The sequence below is a fragment of the Paraburkholderia sp. BCC1876 genome (genome assembly GCF_902833695.1).
In the GTDB taxonomy this organism is placed as follows: Bacteria; Pseudomonadota; Gammaproteobacteria; order Burkholderiales; family Burkholderiaceae; genus Paraburkholderia.
Map to the genome: position 1 here is coordinate 1,144,296 of NZ_CADFGI010000002.1, position 22,650 is coordinate 1,166,945.

At 64.3% G+C, this 22,650-nt stretch carries 23 protein-coding genes and 1 pseudogene; 4 read left to right on the forward strand and 20 right to left on the reverse strand.

Going from position 1 to position 22,650, the window contains the following annotated elements; genetic code table 11:
- Nucleotides 1-82: 82 nt before the first annotated feature.
- The 11 genes from HWY05_RS11540 to HWY05_RS11590 all read right to left on the reverse strand — a co-directional run bounded on the left by HWY05_RS11540 (nt 83) and on the right by HWY05_RS11590 (nt 10,453).
- Complete coding sequence (locus tag HWY05_RS11540; protein WP_176058396.1) at nt 83-652, reverse strand: hydrogenase maturation protease; 570 nt, start codon at nt 650-652, stop codon at nt 83-85.
- Entirely contained in the window at nt 649-2,172 is a 1,524-nt protein-coding gene (locus HWY05_RS11545; RefSeq protein ID WP_176058397.1) for a hypothetical protein, read from the reverse strand. Before HWY05_RS11545 ends, HWY05_RS11540 begins: the two co-directional genes overlap by 4 nt.
- Nucleotides 2,169-2,840: a DUF6084 family protein gene (locus HWY05_RS11550; RefSeq protein WP_176058398.1), complete on the reverse strand. Its 672-nt coding sequence runs from the start codon at nt 2,838-2,840 to the stop codon at nt 2,169-2,171. The genes HWY05_RS11545 and HWY05_RS11550 overlap by 4 nt, the downstream gene beginning before the upstream one ends.
- Nucleotides 2,833-3,474: a DUF5947 family protein gene (locus tag HWY05_RS11555; RefSeq protein WP_176058399.1), complete on the reverse strand. Its 642-nt coding sequence runs from the start codon at nt 3,472-3,474 to the stop codon at nt 2,833-2,835. Before HWY05_RS11555 ends, HWY05_RS11550 begins: the two co-directional genes overlap by 8 nt.
- Nucleotides 3,471-4,139 carry a NifU family protein gene (locus HWY05_RS11560; protein WP_176058400.1) on the reverse strand — a complete coding sequence of 223 codons (669 nt, stop codon included), beginning with the start codon at nt 4,137-4,139 and terminating at the stop codon, nt 3,471-3,473. The genes HWY05_RS11555 and HWY05_RS11560 overlap by 4 nt, the downstream gene beginning before the upstream one ends.
- Nucleotides 4,136-5,950, reverse strand: a complete 1,815-nt coding sequence (locus HWY05_RS11565; RefSeq protein WP_035545708.1) for a nickel-dependent hydrogenase large subunit — start codon at nt 5,948-5,950, stop codon at nt 4,136-4,138. The genes HWY05_RS11560 and HWY05_RS11565 overlap by 4 nt, the downstream gene beginning before the upstream one ends.
- 61 nt (nt 5,951-6,011) lie before the next feature.
- Nucleotides 6,012-7,070, reverse strand: coding sequence for a hydrogenase expression protein HypE (locus tag HWY05_RS11570; protein ID WP_176058401.1), 1,059 nt, complete (start codon nt 7,068-7,070; stop codon nt 6,012-6,014).
- Nucleotides 7,071-7,347: 277 nt separating this feature from the next.
- Nucleotides 7,348-8,403 (reverse strand): HoxN/HupN/NixA family nickel/cobalt transporter, encoded by a 1,056-nt coding sequence (locus tag HWY05_RS11575; protein WP_035545715.1) that lies wholly within the window; start codon nt 8,401-8,403, stop codon nt 7,348-7,350.
- 159 nt (nt 8,404-8,562) lie between these two features.
- Nucleotides 8,563-8,943 carry a copper resistance protein CopC gene (locus tag HWY05_RS11580; RefSeq protein WP_176058402.1) on the reverse strand — a complete coding sequence of 127 codons (381 nt, stop codon included), beginning with the start codon at nt 8,941-8,943 and terminating at the stop codon, nt 8,563-8,565.
- A 42-nt stretch (nt 8,944-8,985) separates the two neighbouring features.
- The gene (locus HWY05_RS11585) at nt 8,986-9,882 is read right to left on the reverse strand and encodes a hypothetical protein (RefSeq protein ID WP_035545718.1); all 897 of its coding nucleotides are present in this window, start codon (nt 9,880-9,882) and stop codon (nt 8,986-8,988) included.
- Nucleotides 9,883-9,988: 106 nt separating this feature from the next.
- A complete protein-coding gene (locus tag HWY05_RS11590) occupies nt 9,989-10,453 on the reverse strand; it encodes a DUF2946 domain-containing protein (protein ID WP_176058469.1) in 465 nt (154 codons plus the stop codon).
- A gap of 203 nt (nt 10,454-10,656) precedes the next feature.
- On the opposite strand from HWY05_RS11590, the gene HWY05_RS11595 reads away from it, so the two are divergent.
- Nucleotides 10,657-12,009 carry a TAXI family TRAP transporter solute-binding subunit gene (locus tag HWY05_RS11595; protein WP_035545722.1) on the forward strand — a complete coding sequence of 451 codons (1,353 nt, stop codon included), beginning with the start codon at nt 10,657-10,659 and terminating at the stop codon, nt 12,007-12,009.
- Between the two features lie 18 nt (nt 12,010-12,027).
- Here HWY05_RS11595 and HWY05_RS11600 read toward each other — a convergent pair whose 3' ends face one another.
- From HWY05_RS11600 to HWY05_RS11620, 5 genes and pseudogenes are all read right to left on the reverse strand, one after another.
- Nucleotides 12,028-12,903 carry a ProQ/FinO family protein gene (locus tag HWY05_RS11600; RefSeq protein WP_176058403.1) on the reverse strand — a complete coding sequence of 292 codons (876 nt, stop codon included), beginning with the start codon at nt 12,901-12,903 and terminating at the stop codon, nt 12,028-12,030.
- A 110-nt stretch (nt 12,904-13,013) separates the two neighbouring features.
- Nucleotides 13,014-13,172: pseudogene (locus HWY05_RS11605) on the reverse strand (two-component sensor histidine kinase); the annotation flags it as partial.
- A 120-nt stretch (nt 13,173-13,292) separates the two neighbouring features.
- Entirely contained in the window at nt 13,293-14,120 is an 828-nt protein-coding gene (gene hpnK, locus HWY05_RS11610; RefSeq protein WP_176058404.1) for a hopanoid biosynthesis-associated protein HpnK, read from the reverse strand.
- Nucleotides 14,110-15,450 carry a bacteriohopanetetrol glucosamine biosynthesis glycosyltransferase HpnI gene (hpnI, locus tag HWY05_RS11615; protein WP_176058405.1) on the reverse strand — a complete coding sequence of 447 codons (1,341 nt, stop codon included), beginning with the start codon at nt 15,448-15,450 and terminating at the stop codon, nt 14,110-14,112. The genes hpnK and hpnI (HWY05_RS11615) overlap by 11 nt, the downstream gene beginning before the upstream one ends.
- A 12-nt stretch (nt 15,451-15,462) precedes the next feature.
- Nucleotides 15,463-15,825: a hypothetical protein gene (locus tag HWY05_RS11620; protein WP_176058406.1), complete on the reverse strand. Its 363-nt coding sequence runs from the start codon at nt 15,823-15,825 to the stop codon at nt 15,463-15,465.
- Between the two features lie 11 nt (nt 15,826-15,836).
- On the opposite strand from HWY05_RS11620, the gene HWY05_RS11625 reads away from it, so the two are divergent.
- The 3 genes from HWY05_RS11625 (at nt 15,837) to HWY05_RS11635 (ending at nt 18,241) form a co-directional block, all read left to right on the forward strand.
- On the forward strand, nt 15,837-16,079 hold the full coding sequence (locus HWY05_RS11625; RefSeq protein WP_176058407.1) for a hypothetical protein: 243 nt from the start codon (nt 15,837-15,839) through the stop codon (nt 16,077-16,079).
- Between the two features lie 102 nt (nt 16,080-16,181).
- Nucleotides 16,182-16,841 carry a response regulator transcription factor gene (locus tag HWY05_RS11630; protein ID WP_176058408.1) on the forward strand — a complete coding sequence of 220 codons (660 nt, stop codon included), beginning with the start codon at nt 16,182-16,184 and terminating at the stop codon, nt 16,839-16,841.
- Complete coding sequence (locus tag HWY05_RS11635) at nt 16,841-18,241, forward strand: ATP-binding protein (protein ID WP_176058409.1); 1,401 nt, start codon at nt 16,841-16,843, stop codon at nt 18,239-18,241. Before HWY05_RS11630 ends, HWY05_RS11635 begins: the two co-directional genes overlap by 1 nt.
- Before the next feature lie 41 nt (nt 18,242-18,282).
- Here the strand turns inward: HWY05_RS11635 and HWY05_RS11640 are convergent, their stop codons facing one another.
- The 4 genes from HWY05_RS11640 to HWY05_RS11655 all read right to left on the reverse strand — a co-directional run bounded on the left by HWY05_RS11640 (nt 18,283) and on the right by HWY05_RS11655 (nt 22,586).
- Complete coding sequence (locus HWY05_RS11640) at nt 18,283-19,347, reverse strand: lysylphosphatidylglycerol synthase domain-containing protein (RefSeq protein WP_176058410.1); 1,065 nt, start codon at nt 19,345-19,347, stop codon at nt 18,283-18,285.
- 128 nt (nt 19,348-19,475) lie between these two features.
- Complete coding sequence (gene hpnI / locus HWY05_RS11645) at nt 19,476-20,636, reverse strand: bacteriohopanetetrol glucosamine biosynthesis glycosyltransferase HpnI (RefSeq protein WP_035545738.1); 1,161 nt, start codon at nt 20,634-20,636, stop codon at nt 19,476-19,478.
- Entirely contained in the window at nt 20,633-22,054 is a 1,422-nt protein-coding gene (gene hpnJ, locus HWY05_RS11650) for a hopanoid biosynthesis associated radical SAM protein HpnJ (protein WP_176058411.1), read from the reverse strand. The genes hpnI (HWY05_RS11645) and hpnJ overlap by 4 nt, the downstream gene beginning before the upstream one ends.
- 328 nt (nt 22,055-22,382) lie before the next feature.
- The gene (locus HWY05_RS11655) at nt 22,383-22,586 is read right to left on the reverse strand and encodes a cold-shock protein (protein ID WP_007181784.1); all 204 of its coding nucleotides are present in this window, start codon (nt 22,584-22,586) and stop codon (nt 22,383-22,385) included.
- Nucleotides 22,587-22,650: the final 64 nt, after the last annotated feature.

A 22,650-nucleotide genomic window follows, 5' to 3' on the forward strand; every position in this document is an offset into this window, starting at 1 on the left:
CCGGTAACAACAGGTATTTCAGCAAGCCTTTCATGACGTCTCCCACTCCGGTTACTTCAGCGCCTGTTCATTCGCCTGTTCATCAGCTCACAAGCGCGGCGTGTCGCTCCAACCTCGCCATCACGAGCCGTACCACCGCTTCCGCCGCGGGCTCGACCGCTTGCGCTACCGCGTGACTCAAACCCATACGCCCCTGCTCTCCGTTTTCGCAGCCGAAGTCCTGCGGCTCGCAACCGAGCACGACAATGTCCTCGCAGCCGCCGCCCAGCATCCGCACCGTTTGCAGCACCTTGACCGGATCCATCTCATGCGGCGACATCAGCACAGGCGTTGCATACGGATCGCCACCGCCGCCAACGCCGCCACCGCTTACGCCGCCACGGTCTGCTTCGGACGGCTCGATCACGTACAGCGTGCCGGGCGCGCCGCCGCGCTGCGTCGCGTCGATCAGGATCGCGCTGTCCACGCCGTCGAGCAGCGCATAGCAAAGATCGATGCCGCGAATGCCGAAATCCACCACGCTCACGTCGCTCGCGAGCGTCGGCCATTCGCCCGCGTCCAATCGCTCCCGCAGACGCCGCACGACTTCGACACCAAAGCCGTCGTCGCCGAGAAACACGTTGCCGATGCCGGCCACCAGAATCGTGCTCACGCGAGACCTCGCCGGCCGTTGGAGGTGGGTTTCTGCGGCTTCAGCGGCTTCAGCGGCTTCAGCGGCTTCAGCGACTTCAGCGACTTCAGCGACTTAAGCGACTTGAGCGGCTTCACGGTCTTCACCGGCGTCAGCGGCTCGATCTCGTCCGGGCCGAAAAAGAAGCGATGCCCCGGCATGCGTTGCATGCCGAAGTCCTTACCGGGATCGTCGTCGATCGTGACCGCCACATGCACGTGATCGTCGAAATCGCGTTCGATCGATTCGATCGTCGCGACCATGCCGCTCAGCGCGATATCGAAGATGTCGGCACGGCCACGCGGCCGCAGGCGCACCTGATCGCCGATGCGAATCTCCACGCCCGCCACCCGCACGCAGGCAAGATGCGGCCGCGCGTCGAGTTCGGCCCACGGCGAGACCGGCAGCGCGGCATCTTGCGGTGCCGTGAAAACCGGCACGCTCACGCTCGCGGCGTCGAACGAGCGCACCTGGCGAACCTGCCGCAGCGTGCCGTGCAGCTTCTGCATCTGCTCGGCGCCGAGGCCTTCGGTGCGCGTCAGTAACGCGCGTGCGCGTTCGTCGGTCGCGATCATTTCGCGCTTTTCGTCATCCGTCATGGTCAGAATGCGCAGCGTGAGAATCTCGTCGATCTCGGTCGCGTCGAACAGATCGCCGGCGCTTTCCGGCGCGATCTGCGGGAAGTCGTAGAGGATGATCGGCGACGCGAGCATCGTGTCGGGCTGCTGCTCGTCGCCCACCAGCACCGGCCACACGCCGATATTGCGGCACGCGGCGGAGCACGCCGCCAACTCGTCCGGCGGATCGATCGACGACAGCCACGTACCGCCGTCGACCGTGAGCACGGTGTGGCAGGACACCAGCGCGTACAACGACGCGGCATCGCGCGTCAGGTCGCGGGCGCGGTCGAGCGGCGTTTCGTTGACGATGCGCGTCTTCAATCGGTAAACCCCGGCGTTCACGCTGGCCGCGCTCAGTTCGACCCGCCCTTGCAGCGCCGCGCGGGTGCGACGCAATGCGCCGCACAAGGTCCCCTGGGAGTCCGCGAGCGGTTCGAGATCGCAGGCGGCGTCGAACGAAAAAGCGATCTCTGTTGGGGCTTTCAGCAAGTCGCCGAGTACCAGCACCGGCAAGGCGATGTGACGCTCGGCCGCTTCCTGCCACGGCGTATAGCGGCGCTCGCCGATATCGAGCACGGGCACCGTGCGCCACGTGGGTTCGCCCGATTCCGGCCGCACCGCCGTATTCTCCGCTTCCAGCACCGTACGGTCGATCACCTGCAGAAAACCGGGGCGCACCGCCACGCGGGTGTGCTCGCCGCCGCGCAGCAGGCACTCGCTCTGCGTCACCCACGGATCGCTGCCGGACGCCTCCGCATAGGCGCGCGGATACACGCCGCCGAAGGTCCAGCGCTGCCGGTTCTTCACCGAAGTCGGCCGGTACGGATACAGCAGGTAGCCTTCGTACAGCACCGCCTGAACGACACTCTCGACCACGTTCACGATAGGTCCTCCTCGAGGCCGTCGAGCAGGCTCGCCACCGCCTGATCCCAACTCGTGAGACCGCGCCGGGTCCTGAAACGCGCGAGGCGGTCGAACACATCCCGGTGCAGGGACAACCATGCGCCGTTCGGGTAGTAACGGCTCATCATGTCGCGCCACAACGCCACCGGCATACGGAACGCCGCGTCCTTGTGCCACGGAATCGGCGCGGCCTGCAACGCGCCGTCGGCTTCGCGGTAGAACACGGTGCCGCTGAATTGCAGGAGCAACGGAATCTCGCCGTCCTCCAGTCCATAGAAATATTTGCTGGCGGCGACGTTGAAGTCGTAGCTGCACGGCACGGGTAGCTCGACCGTGCATGCGCCGGTGAACGGCGGCACGACCACGGACGTATGCGTCCACAGCAGCGTGCGCAAGGTATCGCCCCAGCGCGGCGGCGCGCCGAACAGGTCTTCGAGTCCGTACTGCTCGGCCGGCGTGTAGCGGCGCCGGGTGGCTTCGATCTGGATCTGGCATTGCAGCGTGATGCTGGCGACGGCTTCGTGCGCGGACTTGGCGCTCGCCGTGTGCGGCGACGTATCGGCAATCCGCAGCCTGAACATCATGAGCGGCGCCGCGGCGAACGGCGCCACCTCGGCGGACTCGACCGTGAACCCGAGATCAGGCATGGAGCAAGCCCTCCGGTACGCGGCCATGGCTCTTTAGCGCGGCAAAGAAACGATGAATCGCGTCCCACGCCTGGCGACCGCCCGACACGCCGCGCCAGCGCGCGCGAATCACGCCGGTCAGCGCGTAACACTGGTCGATCGGCACACGGAAGTACTCGCGCGCGCCTTCGCTGCGATTCACCAGCAGCGCTTCGACGTCGGGCTCCAGTTGCGCGAGCAACGGATTGTCGGCAACGAGTTCGTCCCATGCATCTAGTCGCAGCAGCGATTGCGTGCCGCCGGCCGGTCCCGGATACAGGGCTACGACGCGTTGCGCCGAACTGTCGTGAAAGAAGAACGCAATGTCGATCGGAATCGCCAGCGCGCCCCACTGTGCGTCGCTCATGCGAAAGCCCGTGAGCCATTGCGCGTCGCGCGGCACCGGACGATAGCGCGTGTTCTGCTGATTGCCGAACAGCAGCGCGCACGCCCGGCAGCAACAATAAAGCTGCCGTTTGGCGGTTTCGAATAGATGCGGATGATCGGCGAGCAACAACGCGCCGCATAGCTCGCACTGCACGTCGTCGGCACGGCGCACGAAACGCCGCAGGCCCGCGACCCAACCGTGCGTTGGCGATGCGGCGGCGGGTGTCATGGCGCGCCGGCCTCGGTCCGGCGGGTTGGCTCGGGATGCACGGTGCGTTCGGCCTGCCCGCTGGGCTCGGTATGTTCGCTGGGCTCGGTATGTTCGCTGGGCTCAGCATGTTCGCTGTGCTCGGAATGCTTCGGCACGAAACGCAACTCATGCACGTTGACGTCCTGCAAGCCTTCGATAGCGACGCGCATGGCCTCCGGCGCCGCTTCAAAAATGGCGCGCTCGATTTCCTGCTGCAATTCGCCGATGGAATTGTGCTTGCCCTGCAAACGTCCCGCCACGCGCACGCGCACCGCCTCTTCCGCCGCATCCAGCAAATCGATCTGAATGCCTTGCACGCCGAGCAACGGCCGTAATTTTTCGACTGCCCGCGACGCCCGCGTCGGCAGATCCCGCGGATGCAAACCATGCAGCAACAGCAACGCCGAGACCCCGGCGTCGCGCTCGAACGCTTCGACCATCGCGTCGTCCACCACGCCGGCCGCCGCGACGATTTCCATTAGCCGCGCGAGGCCGTTCGTATGCAGATCGAGCACCACCTGCAGCAATTCCTGAGCGCTCTCGCGCGCCTCACGGTCGTCGAGCGTTTCCAGCCTCGCGATCAGTTCGTCGATGCGCTGCTGCTGCGCGGCGACCGCGCGCTGATCGTCGAGCCGTGCGCTCACTTGTGCGCTCCCTGCATCACGCCGAAGGTCGGCGAATGCGAGGTGTCGATCGTCTTGCCGTTGCCGACATACATGTGCACGCCGCACGGCAGGCACGGATCGAAGCTGCGCACCGCGCGCATGATGTCGATGCCCTTGAACTTGTCGGGTCCGTTCTCTTCGAAGATCGGCGTGTTCTGCACCGCGTCCTCATAGGGCCCGGGCGTGCCGTAGATATCGCGCGGATTGGCGTTCCACGGGGTTGGCGGATACGGATGGTAGTTGGCGATCTTGCCGTCGCGAATCACGAGGTGATGCGAGAGCACGCCGCGCACCGCTTCATGAAAGCCGCAGCCGATACCCTCTTCCGGCACGGTGAAATCGCTGAACGTGCGGGTCCGGCCCGCGTGCAATTCGGCGAGCGCCTGCTCGGCGAAATACAGCGCGGCCGCCGCCGCATACGCCTGAAAATAGGTCCGCGCGCGATCGCGTTCGAGCGCATTGCTCCACTTCGGAATCTTCCATTCGAATTCGACTTCGGGCTTCAGCGCGGTTTTCGGCAAATAGATTTTCACGCTATGACCCGTCGCCTTGATATAGCCGATATCGACGAGCCCAGCCAACGCCGTCGCCCAAAGCCGCGCGATCGGACCGCCGCCGGTGTCGAGCGCGAGGTGGTCGCCGGTGCGTTTGTCGAGCCAGCGCGGCGACATGACCCACGTGTAGTTGCCGTCGAATTTGCGCTTCTGCGGATGCGGCAATGTGGTCTGATTCCACGGATGCTTGCGGTCCACCGGATTGCCGAGCGGATCGTTCTTGACGAAGGTCTCTTCGTGATCCCAGTCGTCGTAGTACGAGCTGCCGAGCAGAATGCGAATGTTCAGGTTGATGTCGACCAGGTCCGTGGTCACCAGTTCGCCGTCCACCACCACGCCGGGCGTCACGAACATGCCGCGGCCCCATTGCGTCATGGTGTTGTAGTTGTAGTCGCACACGTTCGGGTCCTGGAACGAACCCCAGCAACCGAGCAGCACGCGGCGCCGGCCCACTTCCTCGTAACCGGGCAGTGCTTCGTAGAAGAAGTCGAACAGATCGTCATGCAGCGGCACGACCTTCTTCATGAACTCCACGTACTTCATCAGCCGCGTGATGTAGTCGGTGAAGAGCTGAATGGTCGGCACCGTGCCCACGCCGCCGGGATACAAGGTCGACGGGTGGACGTGGCGGCCTTCCATCAGGCAGAACATTTCGCGCGTATAGCGGCTCACCATCAGCGTTTCGCGGTAGAACTCGCCGGTGAACGGATTGAGCGCCGTCATGATGTCGGCAATGGTTTTATAACCGTGCTTGTCCGCATGCGGCGCGGGCGTTTTCTGCGCCTTGGCCCAGACACCCGGATTGGTTTCCTTGACCATCGTCTCGCAGAAGTCCACGCCCACCAGGTTGTCCTGGAAGATGTTGTGGTCGAACATATATTCGGCCGCTTCACCGAGATTGACGATCCATTCGGCGATCGCGGGCGGCTTCACGCCATACGCCATGTTCTGCGCATAGACCGAACAGGTCGCGTGATTGTCGCCGCAGATTCCGCAGATGCGGCTCGTAATGAAATGCGCGTCGCGCGGGTCCTTGCCCTTCATGAAAATGCTATAGCCACGAAAGATCGACGACGTGCTGTAGCACTCCGCCACGCGGCGGTTCGCAAAATCGATCCTGGTGTAAATCCCCAGACTGCCGACGATCCGCGTAATCGGATCCCAGTTCATTTCGACCAGCTTGCCCGGCGCTGCCTGGGTGCTGTGGGTTGCTTCAGGTGCGGTGCTGACGGCCATGACCTTCTCCCTGCTGACGGTGCTAACCATGCTGGAATGCGTACGAGTCGCGAATGCCGCCTTAGCGGCGGTAACCGGTGGTGAGTTTCGCGCCGTTGTGACGCCATTTCGGCTCGTCGTTCAGCGTGTGGTTGGTCAGCTTGCGCAGACTGCGAATCAGCGGGCCATACGTCTTGATGAGATTCGACGACAGCACCGCGCCGGGAGGCTCGTCCATGAACGGCATGAACTTGTCGGGAAAGCCCGGCATGGTGCAGCCGATGCAGATGCCGCCCACGTTCGGACAGCCGCCGATCCCCGCCATCCAGCCGCGTTTGGGCACATTGCACTGCACGACCGGCCCCCAGCAGCCGAGTTTGACGATGCAGTTCGGGCTGCCGTATTCGCTCGCGAAGATCGCCTGCTCGTACGACCCGGCGCGATCGCAACCGTCGTGGACGGTGCGGGAAAACAGCCACTTGGGGCGCAACGCGTCGTCAAGCGGAATCATCGGCGCGAGGCCCGCGAGTTGATACAGCAGGTACAGTAGCGTCTCCATGAAGTTGTCCGGCTGCACCGGACAACCCGGCACATTCACGATCGGCAGGCCCGCTTTCGACTTCCAGTCCCAGCCGAGATAATCGGCGAGACCCATACAGCCGGTCGGATTGCCTTCCATCGCATGAATGCCGCCGTAGGTCGCGCAGGTGCCCGCGCCGACCACCGCCAGCGCGCGCGGCGCCAGGCGGTCGAGCCACTGCGGAATCGTGATCGGATCGCCCGTATCGGGGTCGGTGCCCAACGCGGCCCAATAGCCTTCGCGATTGATCCGCTCGTTCGGAATCGAGCCTTCCATCACCAGCACGAAGTTCTCCAGCTCGCCGCGCGCGGCCTGATGAAACGGCTTGAGAAACTCGTCGCCGTTTTCATAAGCCAGTACCGGATTGTGCAGATGAACTTTCGGCAAGCCGGGAATCGCGCCGAGAATCACGTCTTCGATACTCGGCTGGGTCGCCGCGGTAATCGATACCGAATCGCCGTCGCAGCCGAGGCCCGCGGTAATCCAGATGATGTGCACTTCGCTGAGAGCGGGCGCGTGCTGGGTCTTGCGCCCATAGGGGACGTTGTCTGCTTCTGCCATGATGTGTCTCCACTGCGTTCACGTTCTTTTGGGCAAACAAAGATACGTGGCGAGTGCCGCACGGCAGTCACGTGTCCAGCAAGCGATCAGTCAAACTACCGCGTGGGGAGCGGCTAAAAGATCGTTTTTGCTGCATGTTTTCGTTCGAATGGTGCTCACCGCAATGAGCCCGAAAAACCTTTTGAGTATAGGTCAGCGCTACCAAATAACCCAGTTTTCGCAATGGATTCATGAAGGTGCGTGCGCCGTGAAGCGCGAATTGCGAATTGCGGCTCACTCAGGAGCGAATCTCCAGTTCCTCGAATCGTTTCCATTTGTAGAATGCCGCGGACAGCAGCCAGCTCGCCAGAAACAGTCCAATGATCGCGTAGCCGACCAGGCCGAAGTTGTCGTTGAGCACGCCCACCGCCTGCCAGAATCCGCCGCTCAGGTGCAGCCTGTCGGCCAGCAGGCCGAGCCCTTCGATACCGCCCACCAGCAGCGCCACCGCCACCGAGATCGTCGTGATCGTGATGTTGTAGTAAAGCTTGCGGACCGGCTTCACGAAGGCCCAGCCGTAGGCGCCTAGCATCATGATGCCGTCGGTGGTGTCGACCAGCGTCATGCCCGCCGTGAACAGCACCGGAAACACGAGGATCGACCAGATCGACATGCCCTGCGCGGCGCCGGCGGCGGAAATCCCGAGCAGACCAACTTCGGTCGCGGTATCGAAACCCAGGCCGAACAGAAAGCCGAGCGGGTACATGTGCCAGCTTCGTGTGATCAGGCGAAACAGCGGCCGGAAGAGTCGCGCGAGAAAACCGCGATTGGCCAGCAGCATGTCCAGATCTTCATCAACATAAGGTTCACCGCGCTGCACGCGGCGAAACGCGCGCAGCACCGAGCGCAGCACGATCAGGTTCAGCAGCGCGATTGCGAACAGGAAAAACGTCGAGACGAGCGTGCCGATCAGCGCGCCGGTTTCCTTGAAATCGCTCATGCGGCTTTGCAAGGCCATCGCGGTCGCGGCAATGCCGAGCGTCGCCAGCACGACGATGGTGGAATGGCCGAGCGAGAACATCAGCCCGACCGTGACGGGACGCTGGCCGGACTGCATCAGCTTGCGGGTGACGTTGTCGATGGCGGCGATATGGTCCGCGTCCACCGCATGCCTGAGGCCGAACGAATACGCCAGCAGACACGAACCCATCAGCAGCGGATAGCCGCGAAACGCCACGAAGGCGGCGGCCCATGCCGCGAGATTGAATGCGAGAAGCGCCGCGTAGAGCCACACGATCTGCCGACGCTGCCGGCCGCGTGTCCCGGCACCGAGCGCCTTGATGAGCTCCTTCATGGGTTCTTCTCCCTGGCGGCGAAGGACGGTTGCGTTGCACAGCCAGCCGCTTCACGCGTGCTTTCGATAATAGACCGTTTCACAGGCCCGCGATGCCCGGCGCTATCGTGCGCTGCGTCATCCATGGCGATGGATCACGCAGCGCTTTATCGCTTGTGCTTACTTCACATTGAAGCCGTAATCGCCATGCGTGCGATGGCCGTCATCGGCCACCGCCACCCAGTGCACCGTGTAGTGACCCGCCGCGAGCGCCGGCAGCGGCACGGCGATCGCGGCGGCCTGCTGCGCGTCGACCGCGGACTTCTCCGTGTTGACCTGCTTGCCGGCCGCGTCGGTGACTGTCAGCGAACTGAAGGCCGGTTCCAGCGGACCATCGAAAATCACTCGCACCTGCGCGGGCGACGCCACCGTCGCGCCCGCTCCCGGGTCCTGCTTCTGCGGAAATACATGTGCGAACGCGGCGCTTGCGAACACGAGGCAGGCCACGAACGTGGTCAGTTTCGCGGTTGTGTGCAGACTTGCCAGTCGATCGTTTTTCATCGTGCTTCTCCTGCGTGACTGAAGTTATCGAGGTTGCCGAGGTTACTGAAACAGCGGTTTGCCGATCGTGGTCGGCGCAACGTCGTCGAGAAACACATGGGCCTGAACCAGAATGCCCACATGCGATCCGCTGGCGCGATTGATTGGGATTTGCGCTTCCACGCCGAACTGACCGTAACGGTTGATCCAGATGAAGCCCGGATTCACCGTGCCGGTGGTTTGCCCCTGGCTGCGCGACAGCGGGACTTCCACCAGCGGAATCAGGTTCGACAGCGGCTGCGGCAAGCCGACGTCGTGCACGTGCTGCTGCAGGTACGGCAGGCTGTACTGGAACGTGAAGCCGTAGTTGAACGCGTTGGGTTGACCCGCGCCGGTGGTGAGCGCCGGCCCCGCTTCGCCGGTGATCGCGATCGGACGCAGATACGCCAGCGCGTCGGGCAGATCGCCCATGCCTTTGCCTGCGTAGATCGTCGGTGAAATGGTCGAGAAGCTGTCGCCGATCGCGCGGCTGCCGGTGCCGCCGAGGTCGGCATCCACGCCGACCGAAGTCATGAACTCGTGCGCGTCGTTGACGTACAGCATGTACTTCAGGCCGACGCCGAAGTTGTCGAAGCCGCGCGCCGTCGGATTGTTCTGCATCACGTAACTGCCGTTGACGGACACCGCGAGCCGCGGCGTGATCAGCTTGTCGTACTCGACGTTGAAGGTGTTGATGCTCTGATCGCCGTTGTCGCCGGGCACGCGTTGATGGCCGTACTGGAAGTCGGCTTCGTCGCCGACGCCGGGATCGTCGACGGCCATCGTCGCCGGAAAGATGCGGTCGCCGGCAATGGCGTGGGCGTGGGCTAGCGAAGGTGCGCCGAGCAGAACGCTCGCGGCGGCCGCAATGAGCGACGCGGCGCGCAGCGGGCGGCCGTTGCGCGTGGTGGGGGTCAGCATGGTTGATCCTGTTTCATGGGTCGTGACGAGGCCGGCGCGCAGCGTCGAACCGACGTGCGGTGGCCGTCGCGCTGCACTTCATGGCATCGCGACGTGATGACTTGAATCAGGCGTTGACCGGCGGGGCGCGAGGTTGCGCGAAGGTGAGCGGCTCGACGCGGCGAACGCTCTCGAAGCGGGTGGCGATGGTGTGCTGGCGAGCCCGTACGGCGACCGTGAAGAGCGTCTCGACGCTCGGCACGGCGGGCATGTGAGCGAGCAGGCTGCAGTAACCGCAGGCGTCGCCGTCGGACATCGACGTGTGCTGGGGGTGTTTGCTGGTGGAGTCGGTCGGGGTGCCGGCGGCGGCGGGATCTTGTTGCATGGAGGACATCGCATGCATTGAAGCCATCGAGTCCATCGGCATCGACGCCATCGAGTCCATCGACGGCATCATGCAATGCTCGGGCATTCCGCCTGCCGCTGCGTCGCGAGCGGCGAGCGTATGCGAGATCGTCGGCGCGAGCGTGGCCATCAGGATCGCCAACAATCCCAGCCAACTGCCGATCTTCCGATAGAAACGACTCAAGATACGCCCGGCGACACGATGAGAAGCTGTCGCGGATTATGCCATGGCCTCCCCTGCCTGCCGACCGTCCCAGCCGCCGTTATGCCGAACATTCGCCCGCCCGACAGATTCTTTCGCCCACCGGGTCAATAGAGCAAACTGCCGACGGCAATCCCCCCGCAGACAGTGGACAATGCCGTCATCCCGGCTCCCGGTACGGAGTGTTCATGAAAGCGCAGCGCCCGCCTTCCCCGTCGTTTCCCGACGATCATCCGCACGCCGAGTGGCGCGATCACACGCTGTCTTATGTGATCGTGGCCGCGCTGATCATCCTGCTGGTAACGCTAGGCGTGTGGCTGATCGATCCGGCGCCGCCGAAGACCATCACGATGAGCGCGGGTCCGCACGACAGCTCGTTCGTCGTCGCCGCGGAGCAGTACAAGAAAATCCTCGCCCGCAACGGCATCAAGCTGAACGTGCTGGAGTCGGACGGCTCGGTGCAGAACCTGCAGCGTCTGCTGGACCCGAAGCAGCATGTCGACGTCGCGCTCGTGCAGGGCGGCGTTGCCGATGGCTCCGACATCTCGTCGCTGATGTCGCTCGGCAGCGTGTTCTACATTCCCGTGGTGGTGTTCTATCGCGGCTCGGGAATATCCGAGCTTTCACAACTGGAAGGAAAGCGGATCGCGGTGGGCCGCGAAGGCAGCGGTACGCGCATGCTGGCGCTCAAACTGCTGGACGCGAACGGCATTGAACCCGGCGGCAGCACGGTACTGGTGCCGAGCGACGGCATGCAAGCCGCCACCCAACTGGTGGCGGGCGAGGTCGACGCGGCGATCCTGAACGGCGACTCGGCCACCCGCGGCCTGATGCTGCGCCTGCTGAAAGTGCCCGGCGTGTCGGTGATGGATTTCGACGAGGCCGCCGCCTATACGCGGCTCTTTCCGTATCTGGACGAGATCGATCTGCCGCCCGGCGTGCTGGATCTGAAGCACAGGATTCCGCCCGAAACCGTGCATCTGATCAGCCCGACGGTGGAGCTGGTGGCGCGCACGAGCCTGCATCCGGCGATCTCCGATCTGCTGATCGAAGCCGCGCAGGAAGTGCATGGCATGCCGGGCCTGTTGCAACACGCGGGAGAGTTTCCGAATCCGGTGGCACGCGAGTATCAGATCAGCGATGACGCACAGCGCTACTACAAGACCGGCAAGAGCTTTCTGTACCGCACGCTGCCGTTCTGGCTGGCGAGTATCGGCGATCGCACGCTGGTGTTGCTGCTGCCGATGGCGGTGCTGCTGTTCCCCGCCATGCGGCTGATTCCGGCGCTGTACCGGTGGCGTGTGCGCTCGCGCATCTATCGTTATTACGGATCGCTGATTGCGATTGAACGCGGCGCGCTCGCCGATTCGACCGATGAGGAACGAAAACGTCTATTCGTTGAGCTGGATCAAATCGAGGCGTCGCTAAACCGGCTGCGTATGCCGCTTGCTTATGCGGATGCGTTTTATGTGCTGCGGGAGCACGTCGGCTTCGTGCGCAGCCGGCTGGCGGCTGCGGCGCGGGAACACAGCCACCCCTAGGCGGGGTGGCGTGGTTTTTTATGCTGCTGGCGTAGCCGGCGGGGTGCCGGCTGGGGTTGCAGCTTCAGGTGTCGGCTCGGCTGCCGTTTCGGCTGCTGCTTCGGCAGCCGCTTCGTGACTGACCGCTGCGTCGGCCGCGCCGGCTGGCGGCGTGCTGTCGGCGCTGGCTTCGGTCAAAGCCGGAGCCTCAGCCGTCGCTTCAGTCGAAGCCTCAGCCGTCACCGCCGCGTTAGCTTCGGTCGAAGCGCCCGCGGTTGCTGCCGCGGTTGCATCAGCCGCACCCGCAGCCGCGGCCGCGGCCTTCTGCGCCCCACGACCCGCGCGATGCGCTTGCAGACGCTGCGCGCCGGCCGCTTCCTGCGCGCTCACCGTGCCCGATTCACCGCCGGTCAGATCCACCCGTGCCGCGCCTTCGACGAGGCACTTCCAGTAGCGGCTGCCACGGCACCAGGTCTTGATCGCGTCGCGCAGTTCGGCTTCGCTCAGCGACAGCTCCTTCGCGTGGACCACGAGGTCTTCGAAAATGCCGACCTTCAGCGGCAGCTTCGGCGCCGGGTTCTTCGGGAACGCATTCGGAAAACGCTTCTGCAGTCGGCCGATCGATTTCACCACCGGGTCCACCGGCTTCGCATCCGCCGCCGGCCTGGCGTGCGCGGACGGCCGCGCGCGCGCGGGCGCCTGGGCGTTCGCGTCCGCATTGGCGGTCGGCTTTGCATCGGGCGCGTGACGGCGCGGCGGCTGCGCAGGCTTCGCGCGATGCCGTTCGCCAGCCTGGGCAGCGGGCTTCGCGCCAGGCTTGGAACCACGCTTTGCATCCGGCTTGGCGGCAGGCGCCGCTTCGGCTCGCGCCGCGGCCAGTTGCTTCTTCAGTTCGGCAAGTTGTTCGAAACCCATAGCGCACAATCGATCGAGAAAGACGAGATTGTAGCAGCGTGTGGAAACCCGCTCGTGACAACGCTCAGCGGCGGGTCCACACGGCCTGCGGACCGGTGAATCCGGCGCCGTCAACGACGCGCCGATGTGGCGATTTCGCCCTCGTGCGCAGGCAGTCCGGACACCGCCACGCACAGCCCCGCGCGGCCCGGATTATTGCGCAACGACAGCGCGAGCTGGTGCCGCCCGGCGATGCGCGACACGATCGCGAGCCCCAGCCCGCTGCCCTCGCAATCATCTCCGGTTTGATGGTGCAGGTGCCGTTGGTGCTGCTCCTGTTGCCGGGGCTGTTGAAGCTGCTGATGAAGCAACAGGCGATCCAGGCGTGAACGACGCGGCTTGCGCGGAGCCTACCTCGGCAACACATCCGCAAAACCGCCCAGCCTCGCGCCCGTCGCGCGAATTGCCGCCGCGACTCGTGGCGACAACAGCGCCTGCAGTTCGTCGGCGTGCCGGTAGCCCCGCATGCCGTGACTCAACGCACGGTCGCCGGCCATGGCGGGATGGCAGTAAATCTCGCTCACGCCATCCGGCAAATCGGCGAGCGCCTGGAGCCACACCGCTTCACCCATCCGGCCGCTATCCGCGATTCCCACCACGTAATCGTTGTGCGCAATCCCCGCGCGATCCAGCCGTGCCCGCACCGTTGCGATCCACGGCCTCAGCCAGAGCGGCGCACCGACCTCGAACGGCAGACGCACCGCCCGCATGCCGTACTCGCGGCCAATCTGCAGGATCAAGCCCAGCACCGTGGGATGCAAATGGAAATGCTTGTGCGTGTTGACGTGGTCGAGCGGCAGACCGGTGTTCGCGAACGCGTCGAATTGCGCGCGAATCTCTCGCGCAAGTTGTCGGCGCACATGCGGTAAGAAGAAAAACCGCACGCCGTCCCACGCCATGTTGTCGCCGAAACGGCCGTGCTCGTCGAGCAATGCGGCAATCTCCGCGCGCGGCATGAGCGCGTCGCCATCGGCCAGCACCAGATGCAGGCCGACGCGCAAGTGCGGCAACGTGCGCGCGCGCGCCACCGCATCGGCTGCGGCCGGCGCGCCGATCATCAGACTCGCGGCGCTCAGCACGCCATCGCGATGCGCGCGCTCGACCGCCAGATTCACGCGCGGGTGCAAACCGAAGTCGTCGGCGGTCACGATCAGCGCGCGCGGCCGGCTAGCCACCATCGGAAGTCTCCATCACGTCCATCATGCTGAGCGCCGCGTTACGCGCCGTCGACGCGTCGAGCGGCACGCGCGCGCCACGCCACGTGACATGCGAGCCGAACGCGGCCGCGGCCCATTGCAGCGTCAGCAACGTATCGCGCAACGGCACGAGCGGCAGATCGCGCCAGAAGGTCCGCTCATGACGCGCGGCGCGTCCATGCAATAACAAGCGCGCTGCCGCGCCCGCGAGCGTGCCGGCCGCGCAGGCGAACGCCGCCGTGAGGTGCAGGTCGTCCACTGGACCGGTCGCCAGATTAGCCGTGAGCCACACGCCGGCCAGCAACCAGGGCGACGTGAACGTGATAGGCAGCGCGGCAAAGCCCAACAGATTCACCGAGCGGATGGTGCGCAGCCAGCGCGTCTCACGTTGCCACAACGCGGCGAAGATCGGCTCGACCACGTCCGTGGCCACCATCACGCGCGAGAGCACCGTGGGCAGTCCCAGTGCGCGGACGTGTTCGGCCAGCCAGTAATCGTCGGCGAGGCAGTTTTTCAGCGCGGCGAAACCGCCGATGCGGTCGAGCGTCGCGCGCCGCAATGCGAGTGTTGCACCGAAACCGAAGCGGCGCGATCCGGCCGCGTGCGCGACGCGCACCGACGGCGCGAACCACTCGTTGATGAAGAGCGCGCCCAGCCGCGGCCAGAATCCGCCGACGCCCTGCGCGACATAGAGACAGGTGACCACACCGACCCGCGGATCCGCCAGCGGCGCGGCGACGGTGTCGAGATAATCGGCTTCGACGGCGATGTCGCTGTCGGCGATCACGATCACCTCGTGACGCGCGTGCCCCGCCATATTGATCAGGTTGCTGACCTTGAGATTGGTGCCGTGCACGCGCGTGTCGATTGCGAGTTCGATGTCGTGCTGCGGATACGCCGCTTGCAGACGGCGCACCACGGCGATCGCGGGATCGTCCGGCGACGATACGCCGAGCACCAGCTGAAAATGTCCGTGGCGTTGATCGCAGAACGTGCGCAGGTTTTCGTAGAGACGCGGTTCGGCGCCGCACAGCGGCTTGAGCACGCTGACGCCGACGTTGGCGAAGGAATAGCAGGCGGGGGTCGCGTTAGTCGCTGCACTAACGGCTGTATTAGCCGTTGTATTAGCCGTTGTATTAGCCGTTGTTTTAACCGTTGTTTTAACCACCGCATTAACCGCCGAAGCGGATGCCGCACGGCGGCGTCCACCGAAAAACGGCATCGCCACCGCCGCGACCATTGCATACAGCGATGCGCCGGCGCACGCGGCCAACAGAAGCCATTGCCATACCGTCAACGCGTGCGCGGCCACGATGCGGCGCCATCAATGCGCGGCGAGCACGAACGGCCTGCCCGTCAGGCGCAAATGGAGAACGACGAGCCAGCACTGCGGACAGTCGGCGGCGATGGCGACACAGCGCGCGTGGGCGTGAGCGTGAGCCTCGTGCGAGGTGACATGACGGCTTTGCAGCGCGGAGTCGAAGGCGGCCTGCGCGAATTCGCGCGTCACGATCACGCCGCTGACGATCGCGGCAACCGCCAGCAAGCGGAACGGCGTGGAACTGAATAGCTGCTGCGAGACCGGCAACAACAGCAACGCGACGCACGCGAGCAATTGCGCGCACAGGGCCGTGAACGAGGCCACGATCAGATGGGCGCGCAGCATGTCGACGGTAAGTGGCTTCATGGCGTGGTCTCGTGACCTGGCTTCTGGCTAACCTGGTGAAACACACAGCGCCCCCGGCATCGGTGCGCGTTGTCGGCATTAAAACCGACCGTGCGTTTCATCGATATGCTTACGATCAAATTGCGACGACGTGGCAGGACAGCGACGACACAGCATGGTGCCGTGCGTTCATGACGGCCACACGACAGTCACCTGTCGAACGGCGATGGTATCGATCCAAGCTGAAGGAAACCTTAAGGAAAAAAACGCCATGAAACACGGTGCAAACGAGCTGGTTACACTTAAGATAAGCGGCTCGTCGGACGCTTAAAAAGCCACGCCGTCATGCGGTCCACGTCGAACGGAATCACACCATCATGCGCATCCTTCTCGTAGAAGACGACGATCTGATCGGCTGCGGAATCGAGGCCGGTTTGCGGCAGGCCGGCTTCACCGTCGACTGGGCGCGCGACGGCCACAAAGCCGGTCTCGCGCTCGACACCACCGCGTATGCACTGCTGATACTCGACCTCGGTTTGCCGCGCGTTTCCGGTATGGAATTACTGAAGCGTTTGCGCGGCGCGGGCAAAGACGTGCCGGTGCTGGTGCTGACCGCGAAGGGTACGGTCGTGGACCGCGTGAGCGGTCTCGAAGCCGGCGCCGACGACTACCTCGGCAAGCCCTTCGATCTGACCGAACTGATCGCCCGTTGCCGGGCTTTGCTGCGGCGAGCACAGGGCCGCAGCGTCGAGCTGATCCGTTATCAGGATCTGACCGTCAATCCGAGCGCGCAAACCGTGGAGGTGGGCGCGACGCGCGTGCCGCTCACGTCGCGCGAATGGGCGATCCTGATGCAGTTGCTGACGCACCAGGGCATTCCGCAATCGCGCTCGCGGCTCGAAGAAAGCCTGTACGGCTGGCAGGAGGAAATCGAGAGCAACGCGATCGAGGTTCACGTGTCGAACCTGCGTAAAAAACTGGGCGCCAAGCTGATCCGCACCGTGCGCAATATCGGCTACGTCGTGGAGAAAACGTAATGTCGCCGTCTATCCGCCGGCGCCTCGTTCTGCTGGTGCTCGCCAGCATCGTGCTAGTGTGGGGTGTCGCGCTGATCACCAGTTACGGCCAGGCCAAGCGTGAAGTCAGCGAGTGGGAAGAAGCGCGCCTCGCGGAACTCGCGCAGATTCTCGCGCTGCTCGATCAACGCAATCTGACCACGCTTGCGAATGCGCGCATTGACGTGCGCGAAGAAGAGAAAGGCGGCGAGCCCGGTGCGAACGACGCCGATGACGACGACGCCTTGCCGCGCGACGCCCTCTTCCAGGTACGCAAGGCAAACGGCGACATGCTGGCGGGCAGCCCGCAATTGCATGCGCTCAACGCGTGGGATCTGCCGGTGCCGCCCGCGAGCGGCGCCCAGGACGTCACGCTCGGCGGCCAGCGGTACCACTCGTTCACGTTGCGCGACACCACCCTCGGCCATATCGTGCGCGTGTTCGAACCGGCCAATACGCGCAGCGATCTGGTGAGCGGCGTGGCGAGCCGGATTGCGCGGCCTACGCTGATCGCGCTGCCGGTGCTCGCGCTGCTGGTGTGGTTCAGTATCGGTTTGAGTCTGGCGCCGCTCAAGGTGCTGTCGGGCGCGATCCGTTCGCGCGACGTCAACCGCCTCGAACCGGTCGACATTGGCCGCGCGCCGACCGAGGTGCGCCCGCTCGTCGACGCGATCAATCTGCTGCTGTCGCGCTTGTTGCATTCGCTGGAGCGCGAACGCGCGTTTACCGCCGACGCCGCCCATGAACTGAAAACGCCGCTCGCCGCGATCAAGGTGCAGGCGCAAGTCGCGCTCGCCGAACCGGATACGGCATTGCAGCGGCTCGCGATGGAACGCGTGGTGCAAGGCGTGGACCGCAGCGCGCGGCTCGCGGAGCAACTGTTGCTGCTGGCGCGACTCGACGTGCACGAGAAACTGTCCACGGTGCCGCTCAAGCCCGCTGCGGTCGCGAAAGACGCGCTGCTCGCCAACGAACGCAATGCGCAGCAGAAACATATCCGCGTGACGCTCACCGGCGATCTGCGCGCCGAGATCCATGCGGAGCCGGTGCTGATCGGGATTCTGCTCGACAACCTGCTCGATAACGCGATCAAGTACGGGCAGACCGGCGGCAGCATCGAGGTCGCGGTGGAACACGCGGTCGACCGGGTGCAGTTGACGGTGCGCGACGACGGCCCGGGCGTCGCGCCTGGCGATCTCGACCGTCTGACGAATCGCTTCTTTCGCGCGACCGGCAATCAGGCGACGGGGAGCGGGCTGGGTTTGTCGATCGTCGCGCGGATCGCGGAACATTTCGGCGCGGATTTGCGGCTCGGCCAAGGGATTGGCGAGCGTGGTTTGTCGGTGGAGGTATCGTTTCCGGCGTATGCGGCGGTGCGGTGAAGCGATGGGATTCGATGCGATGAAGCCGTAACCTCCGCGCCCTAACGCTGGCTCGCTTCGCCCGCCACTTGCCGATCGGCGAGCGGGACAGACGGTGCGGTTGGCACAAGCCCCATCTGTTCCGAAGCCCCCTCAGGCGCACGCTTAGACGACTCCGCGAACTGCCACGCAATCAGCCCCGGCACGAACATCAACAGATCGCGAATCCGCCGCGCGCCGGCCAGCGCAAGACACAGCGAAGGCTCGAGCCCCAGCGCACCGCCGATCAGAATAAACCCGCCCTCCTGCACGCCCAAACCGCCCGGCACGAAGAACGCCGCGCTGCTGATTGCCTGGATCAGCGACTCGATCACCACCGCCTCGACCAGCGTGATGCGCGCACCAAGAAAAACCAGCGCGATCCAGATTTCCAGCGACGTCAGCAGACATTGCAGCGGCTGCCAGAAGAACAGATAGCGCAGCACCACGCCGCGCCGCCGCCAGATCAGTTTGATGGTCTGATCGATCCGCGCCGATTGACCGACCAGCGCCGCGAGCTTGCCGCTCGTCATCCGGTCGAGCACGCGGCTCATCCGTTCGAACGGACTCGCATGCTGCACGAGCGCGAACAGCACGAACAGCGGCGTCAGCACCACCACGCCCCACGCGAGTTGAGAGGCCAGCCGCAACGTATCCGAATGCGCATGCGCGAACAGAAAGCCGATGCCCACCATTGTGAACATCAACTGGCTGATCACCGTGAGTTGCATGTCGACGATGATGCTGCCCACCGCCATCGACGGTCGCACACCCCAGCGCCTGAGCATGCGGAACGACACGACTTCGCCGCCGATCCGCGCGACCGGCAGCATGCAGTTGACCGATTCGCGTACCCACACGAGGTGCAGCATGCGGCCGAGGCTCGGCCGGTTCGCGCCGCGAATCAGCGAACGCCAGTCGCAGGCGTTGGCGATCATCGGCAGTATGTGCGCGAGCGCCGCCAGCACCAGACCCGCGCCGGCCGCCCGCAACGCGCCGAGTACGGCGCCGGGATTCTCCCGCCAGACGAGCCACAGCGACACCAGCAAGCCGGCGAGCGCGGCCGCGCGACCGAGGTGCTTGATCACGGCGCCACCTCGCGCGCGCGATTCGGATTCGCCGCGCCGAGCGCGGCATGACGTAGAGGTTCGGGAAAGCCGCGTTTCATGGCCGATCCGGACTGCCGTTGATCCGTCATTCGTGGGTGATTCGTTCGTCATTCGTCCGGCTGCGCCGACAACAGGCCGTCGCCGTCCACCTTGAAACTGAAGCCGCGCCAGATCACGCGCGACGACCAGAAACTCGCGACGAAAATCGCAAATGACACGATATCCCATAACGGCAACAACCACAGATCGCGACGCGCTTGCCGCAGCGCACGATCGGACAGCAGCTTCAGCGCAAGCCTTGCGCTCATCGCCAGCAACGCGAGTGCCCACGCCCACGGCGCACCGCCGGAAAACATCACGGTCAGCAACGCGAACGCGAGCGGATGGATCAACGCGGAGCCGAGATGCCCGAGCGGATCGACGCTGCGAATCGTGCGGCTCCAGCGCAGTTCGTGCGCGATCAATTGCATCGCGCTCGTTTCGACGCACGCGTGCGAAATCGTGAATGGCGGAATCACCACCTTCTCGCCGATCATGCGCACCGCTTCGCCGATTGCGTGATCTTCGGCGAGGTGCCGCACGAACGGCGTGAAGCCGCCGATTTTTTCGAGCGTGTCGCGCCGCATCGCGATCGTCTGACCAAAGCACGGACGCGCGAGGCCGAGCGCGAGACCGGTCACGACGCCAGGCAGGAACTGATAATTGGTGGCCTTCGCCGACAGCCTCGGCCAGAAACCCGGATCGGGCGCGCCGCGATACGCGCAGGTCACAAGCCCGACGCCCGGCTTCTGCAATTCGCCGATCACGTTGCGCAGATAATCCGGGCCGACGCTGACGTCGCTATCGGCGAACACCAGCACGTCGTGCCGCGCTTGCGGCAGCATATTGAGGATGTTGCTGATCTTGCGGTTCGGGCCGTAGAGGCGCGTGTCGGCCACCACGGTGATATCCGCGCCGGGATGCAGGCGCCGCAGGTCGTCGACGGTGTGCAGCGCGGGGTCGGCGCAATCGTGCACGCCGAACAGGAATTGCACCGGACCCGGATAGTTCTGCTGGCAAAAGCTCGACAGATTGGCGAGCAACGCCCATTCGTTGCCGTGCAGCGGCTTGACGATCGTGACCGGCGGAAAGCTGCTCGGCTCGGACACCGCTCGCGCGAAGAAGCGCCCGATCAGCGCGCCGGCCAGCACCGTATAGGCGACGCCGAACGCCGCCCCCGCCGCGCACGCACAGGCCAGCGCGGCGGCGACCAGATGCAAGGCGCTCACGCCTCGTGAGCGCGCAGGAAGCGGAAGAATTCGACGCCTTCACGCAGGCGTCGTTTCATCATGTCCCAACTGGTCAGCATCTCGCGCAGGATTTCCCAGATCTTCGACGGCCGGAAATAGAAGCGCTTGTAGAAGTTTTCGAGCTGATGGTAGATCTCGTCGCGCGACAGATGCGGATAGCCGATCGCCGCCAGCTGCACGCCCGATTTGCTGACGAGGTTGATCACCTTGTTCTCTTCGAGCCAGCCGTTTTCTACCGCCTGGTTGTACAGCGTCGTGCCCGGATACGGCGCGGCGAGCGAGACCTGGATGGTATGAGGATTGATCTCTTTGGCGTACTCGATCGTCTTCTGGATCGTGTCCTGCGTCTCGCCGGGCAGGCCGAGAATGAAGGTGCCGTGAACCTTGATGCCGAGCTTGCGGCAATCGTCGCTGAAACGACGCGCGATATCGGTACGCAAGCCCTTCTTGATGTTCAGCAGAATCTGGTCGTCGCCCGATTCGTAGCCGACCAGCAGCAGGCGCAGGCCGTTTTCCTTCATGATTTTCAGCGTCGCGTAGGGCACGTTCGCCTTCGCGTTGCAGGACCACGTCACGCCGAGTTTGCCCAGACCGCGCGCGATTTCCTCGACGCGCGGCTTGAAGTCGGTGAAGGTGTCGTCGTCGAACATGATCTCTTTCACTTCAGGCATGTTGTCGCGAATCCACTTCACTTCTTCCAGCACGTTCTCCGTGGAGCGCGTGCGGTAGCGATGCCCGCCCACCGTTTGCGGCCATAGGCAGAACGTGCATTTCGAGCGGCAGCCGCGGCCCGTGTAGATCGACACGTACGGATGCTTCAGATAGCCGATGAAATAATTGTCGATCTTCAGATCGCGCTGGTAGATCGGCGCGACGAACGGCAGTTCGTCCATGTTCTCGAGGATCGGACGGGCTTCGTTGTGTTCGATCGAACCGTCGGGCGCGCGGTAGCTCAGCCCCTTGATCTGCGCGAACGGTTTGCCTTCGGCGACTTCCTGGCAGGTGAAATCGAATTCTTCGCGGCAGACGAAATCGATCGCATCACTCGCGATCAGCGAGTTGTGCGGATCAACCGCGACCTTCGCGCCGACCATGCCGATCAGCAGCGCGGGCCTGCGCTTTTTCAGGTCTTCGGCGAACAGAGCGTCGGTGGGGAAAGACGGCGTGCTGGTGTGGATCACCACCAGATCGTATTGCTGGGCGATGTCGAGCGTGGCGTCGACGGACAGGCCGTCGGCGGGCGCGTCGAGCACGCGGCTGTCGGGCACCAGCGCGGCGGGCTGGGCGAGCCACGTCGGATACCAGAATGAACGGACTTCACGCTTGGCCTGATAGCGCGAACCCGCGCCACCGTCGAAGCCGTCATACGACGGCGCCTGCAAAAACAGGGTTTTCATTGACGCTCCGGCAAGCCTGGATGGGTGCTTTCAGTTTTCTGTCGGAAAACTATCGGCACACTTACCCGCGGGGAAACGGGTGAATCGCGCTAAATACTACGGAGCGAAGCTGAAGGAAACCTGAAGAAAAAACGTCCGCCGCAGCGCGCGTGGCGCTGACGTGGAAGTCCGCTCGTCGGCCTGGCTCCGACGAGTTTGTACCATCGCTTCCAGGCAAAATTTATTACAGCCGGAAGGCGATTTCGCGGACGATTCGAGACTGCGCCGACGCTACCCGCGACGCATGACCGGCCGCGCACTCACGCGCACGGACCGGCTGCCCGCACCTTCACACCGGCTTGATATCCGCTGCCTGCTTGCCCTTCGGCCCCTGCTTGATTTCAAAGCTGACCTTCTGGTTTTCCTGCAGCGACTTGAAGCCCTCGGAACGAATCTCCGAGAAATGCGCGAACAGATCTTCGCCGCCGTCGTCGGGGGTGATGAAGCCGAAGCCTTTCGCGTCGTTAAACCATTTCACTGTACCGGTTGGCATGTCGATTCCTTGTGCATCGGGTTGATTGGGGCTGCATTTGCCGCCGCGGGGCCGCGCCGGTTCG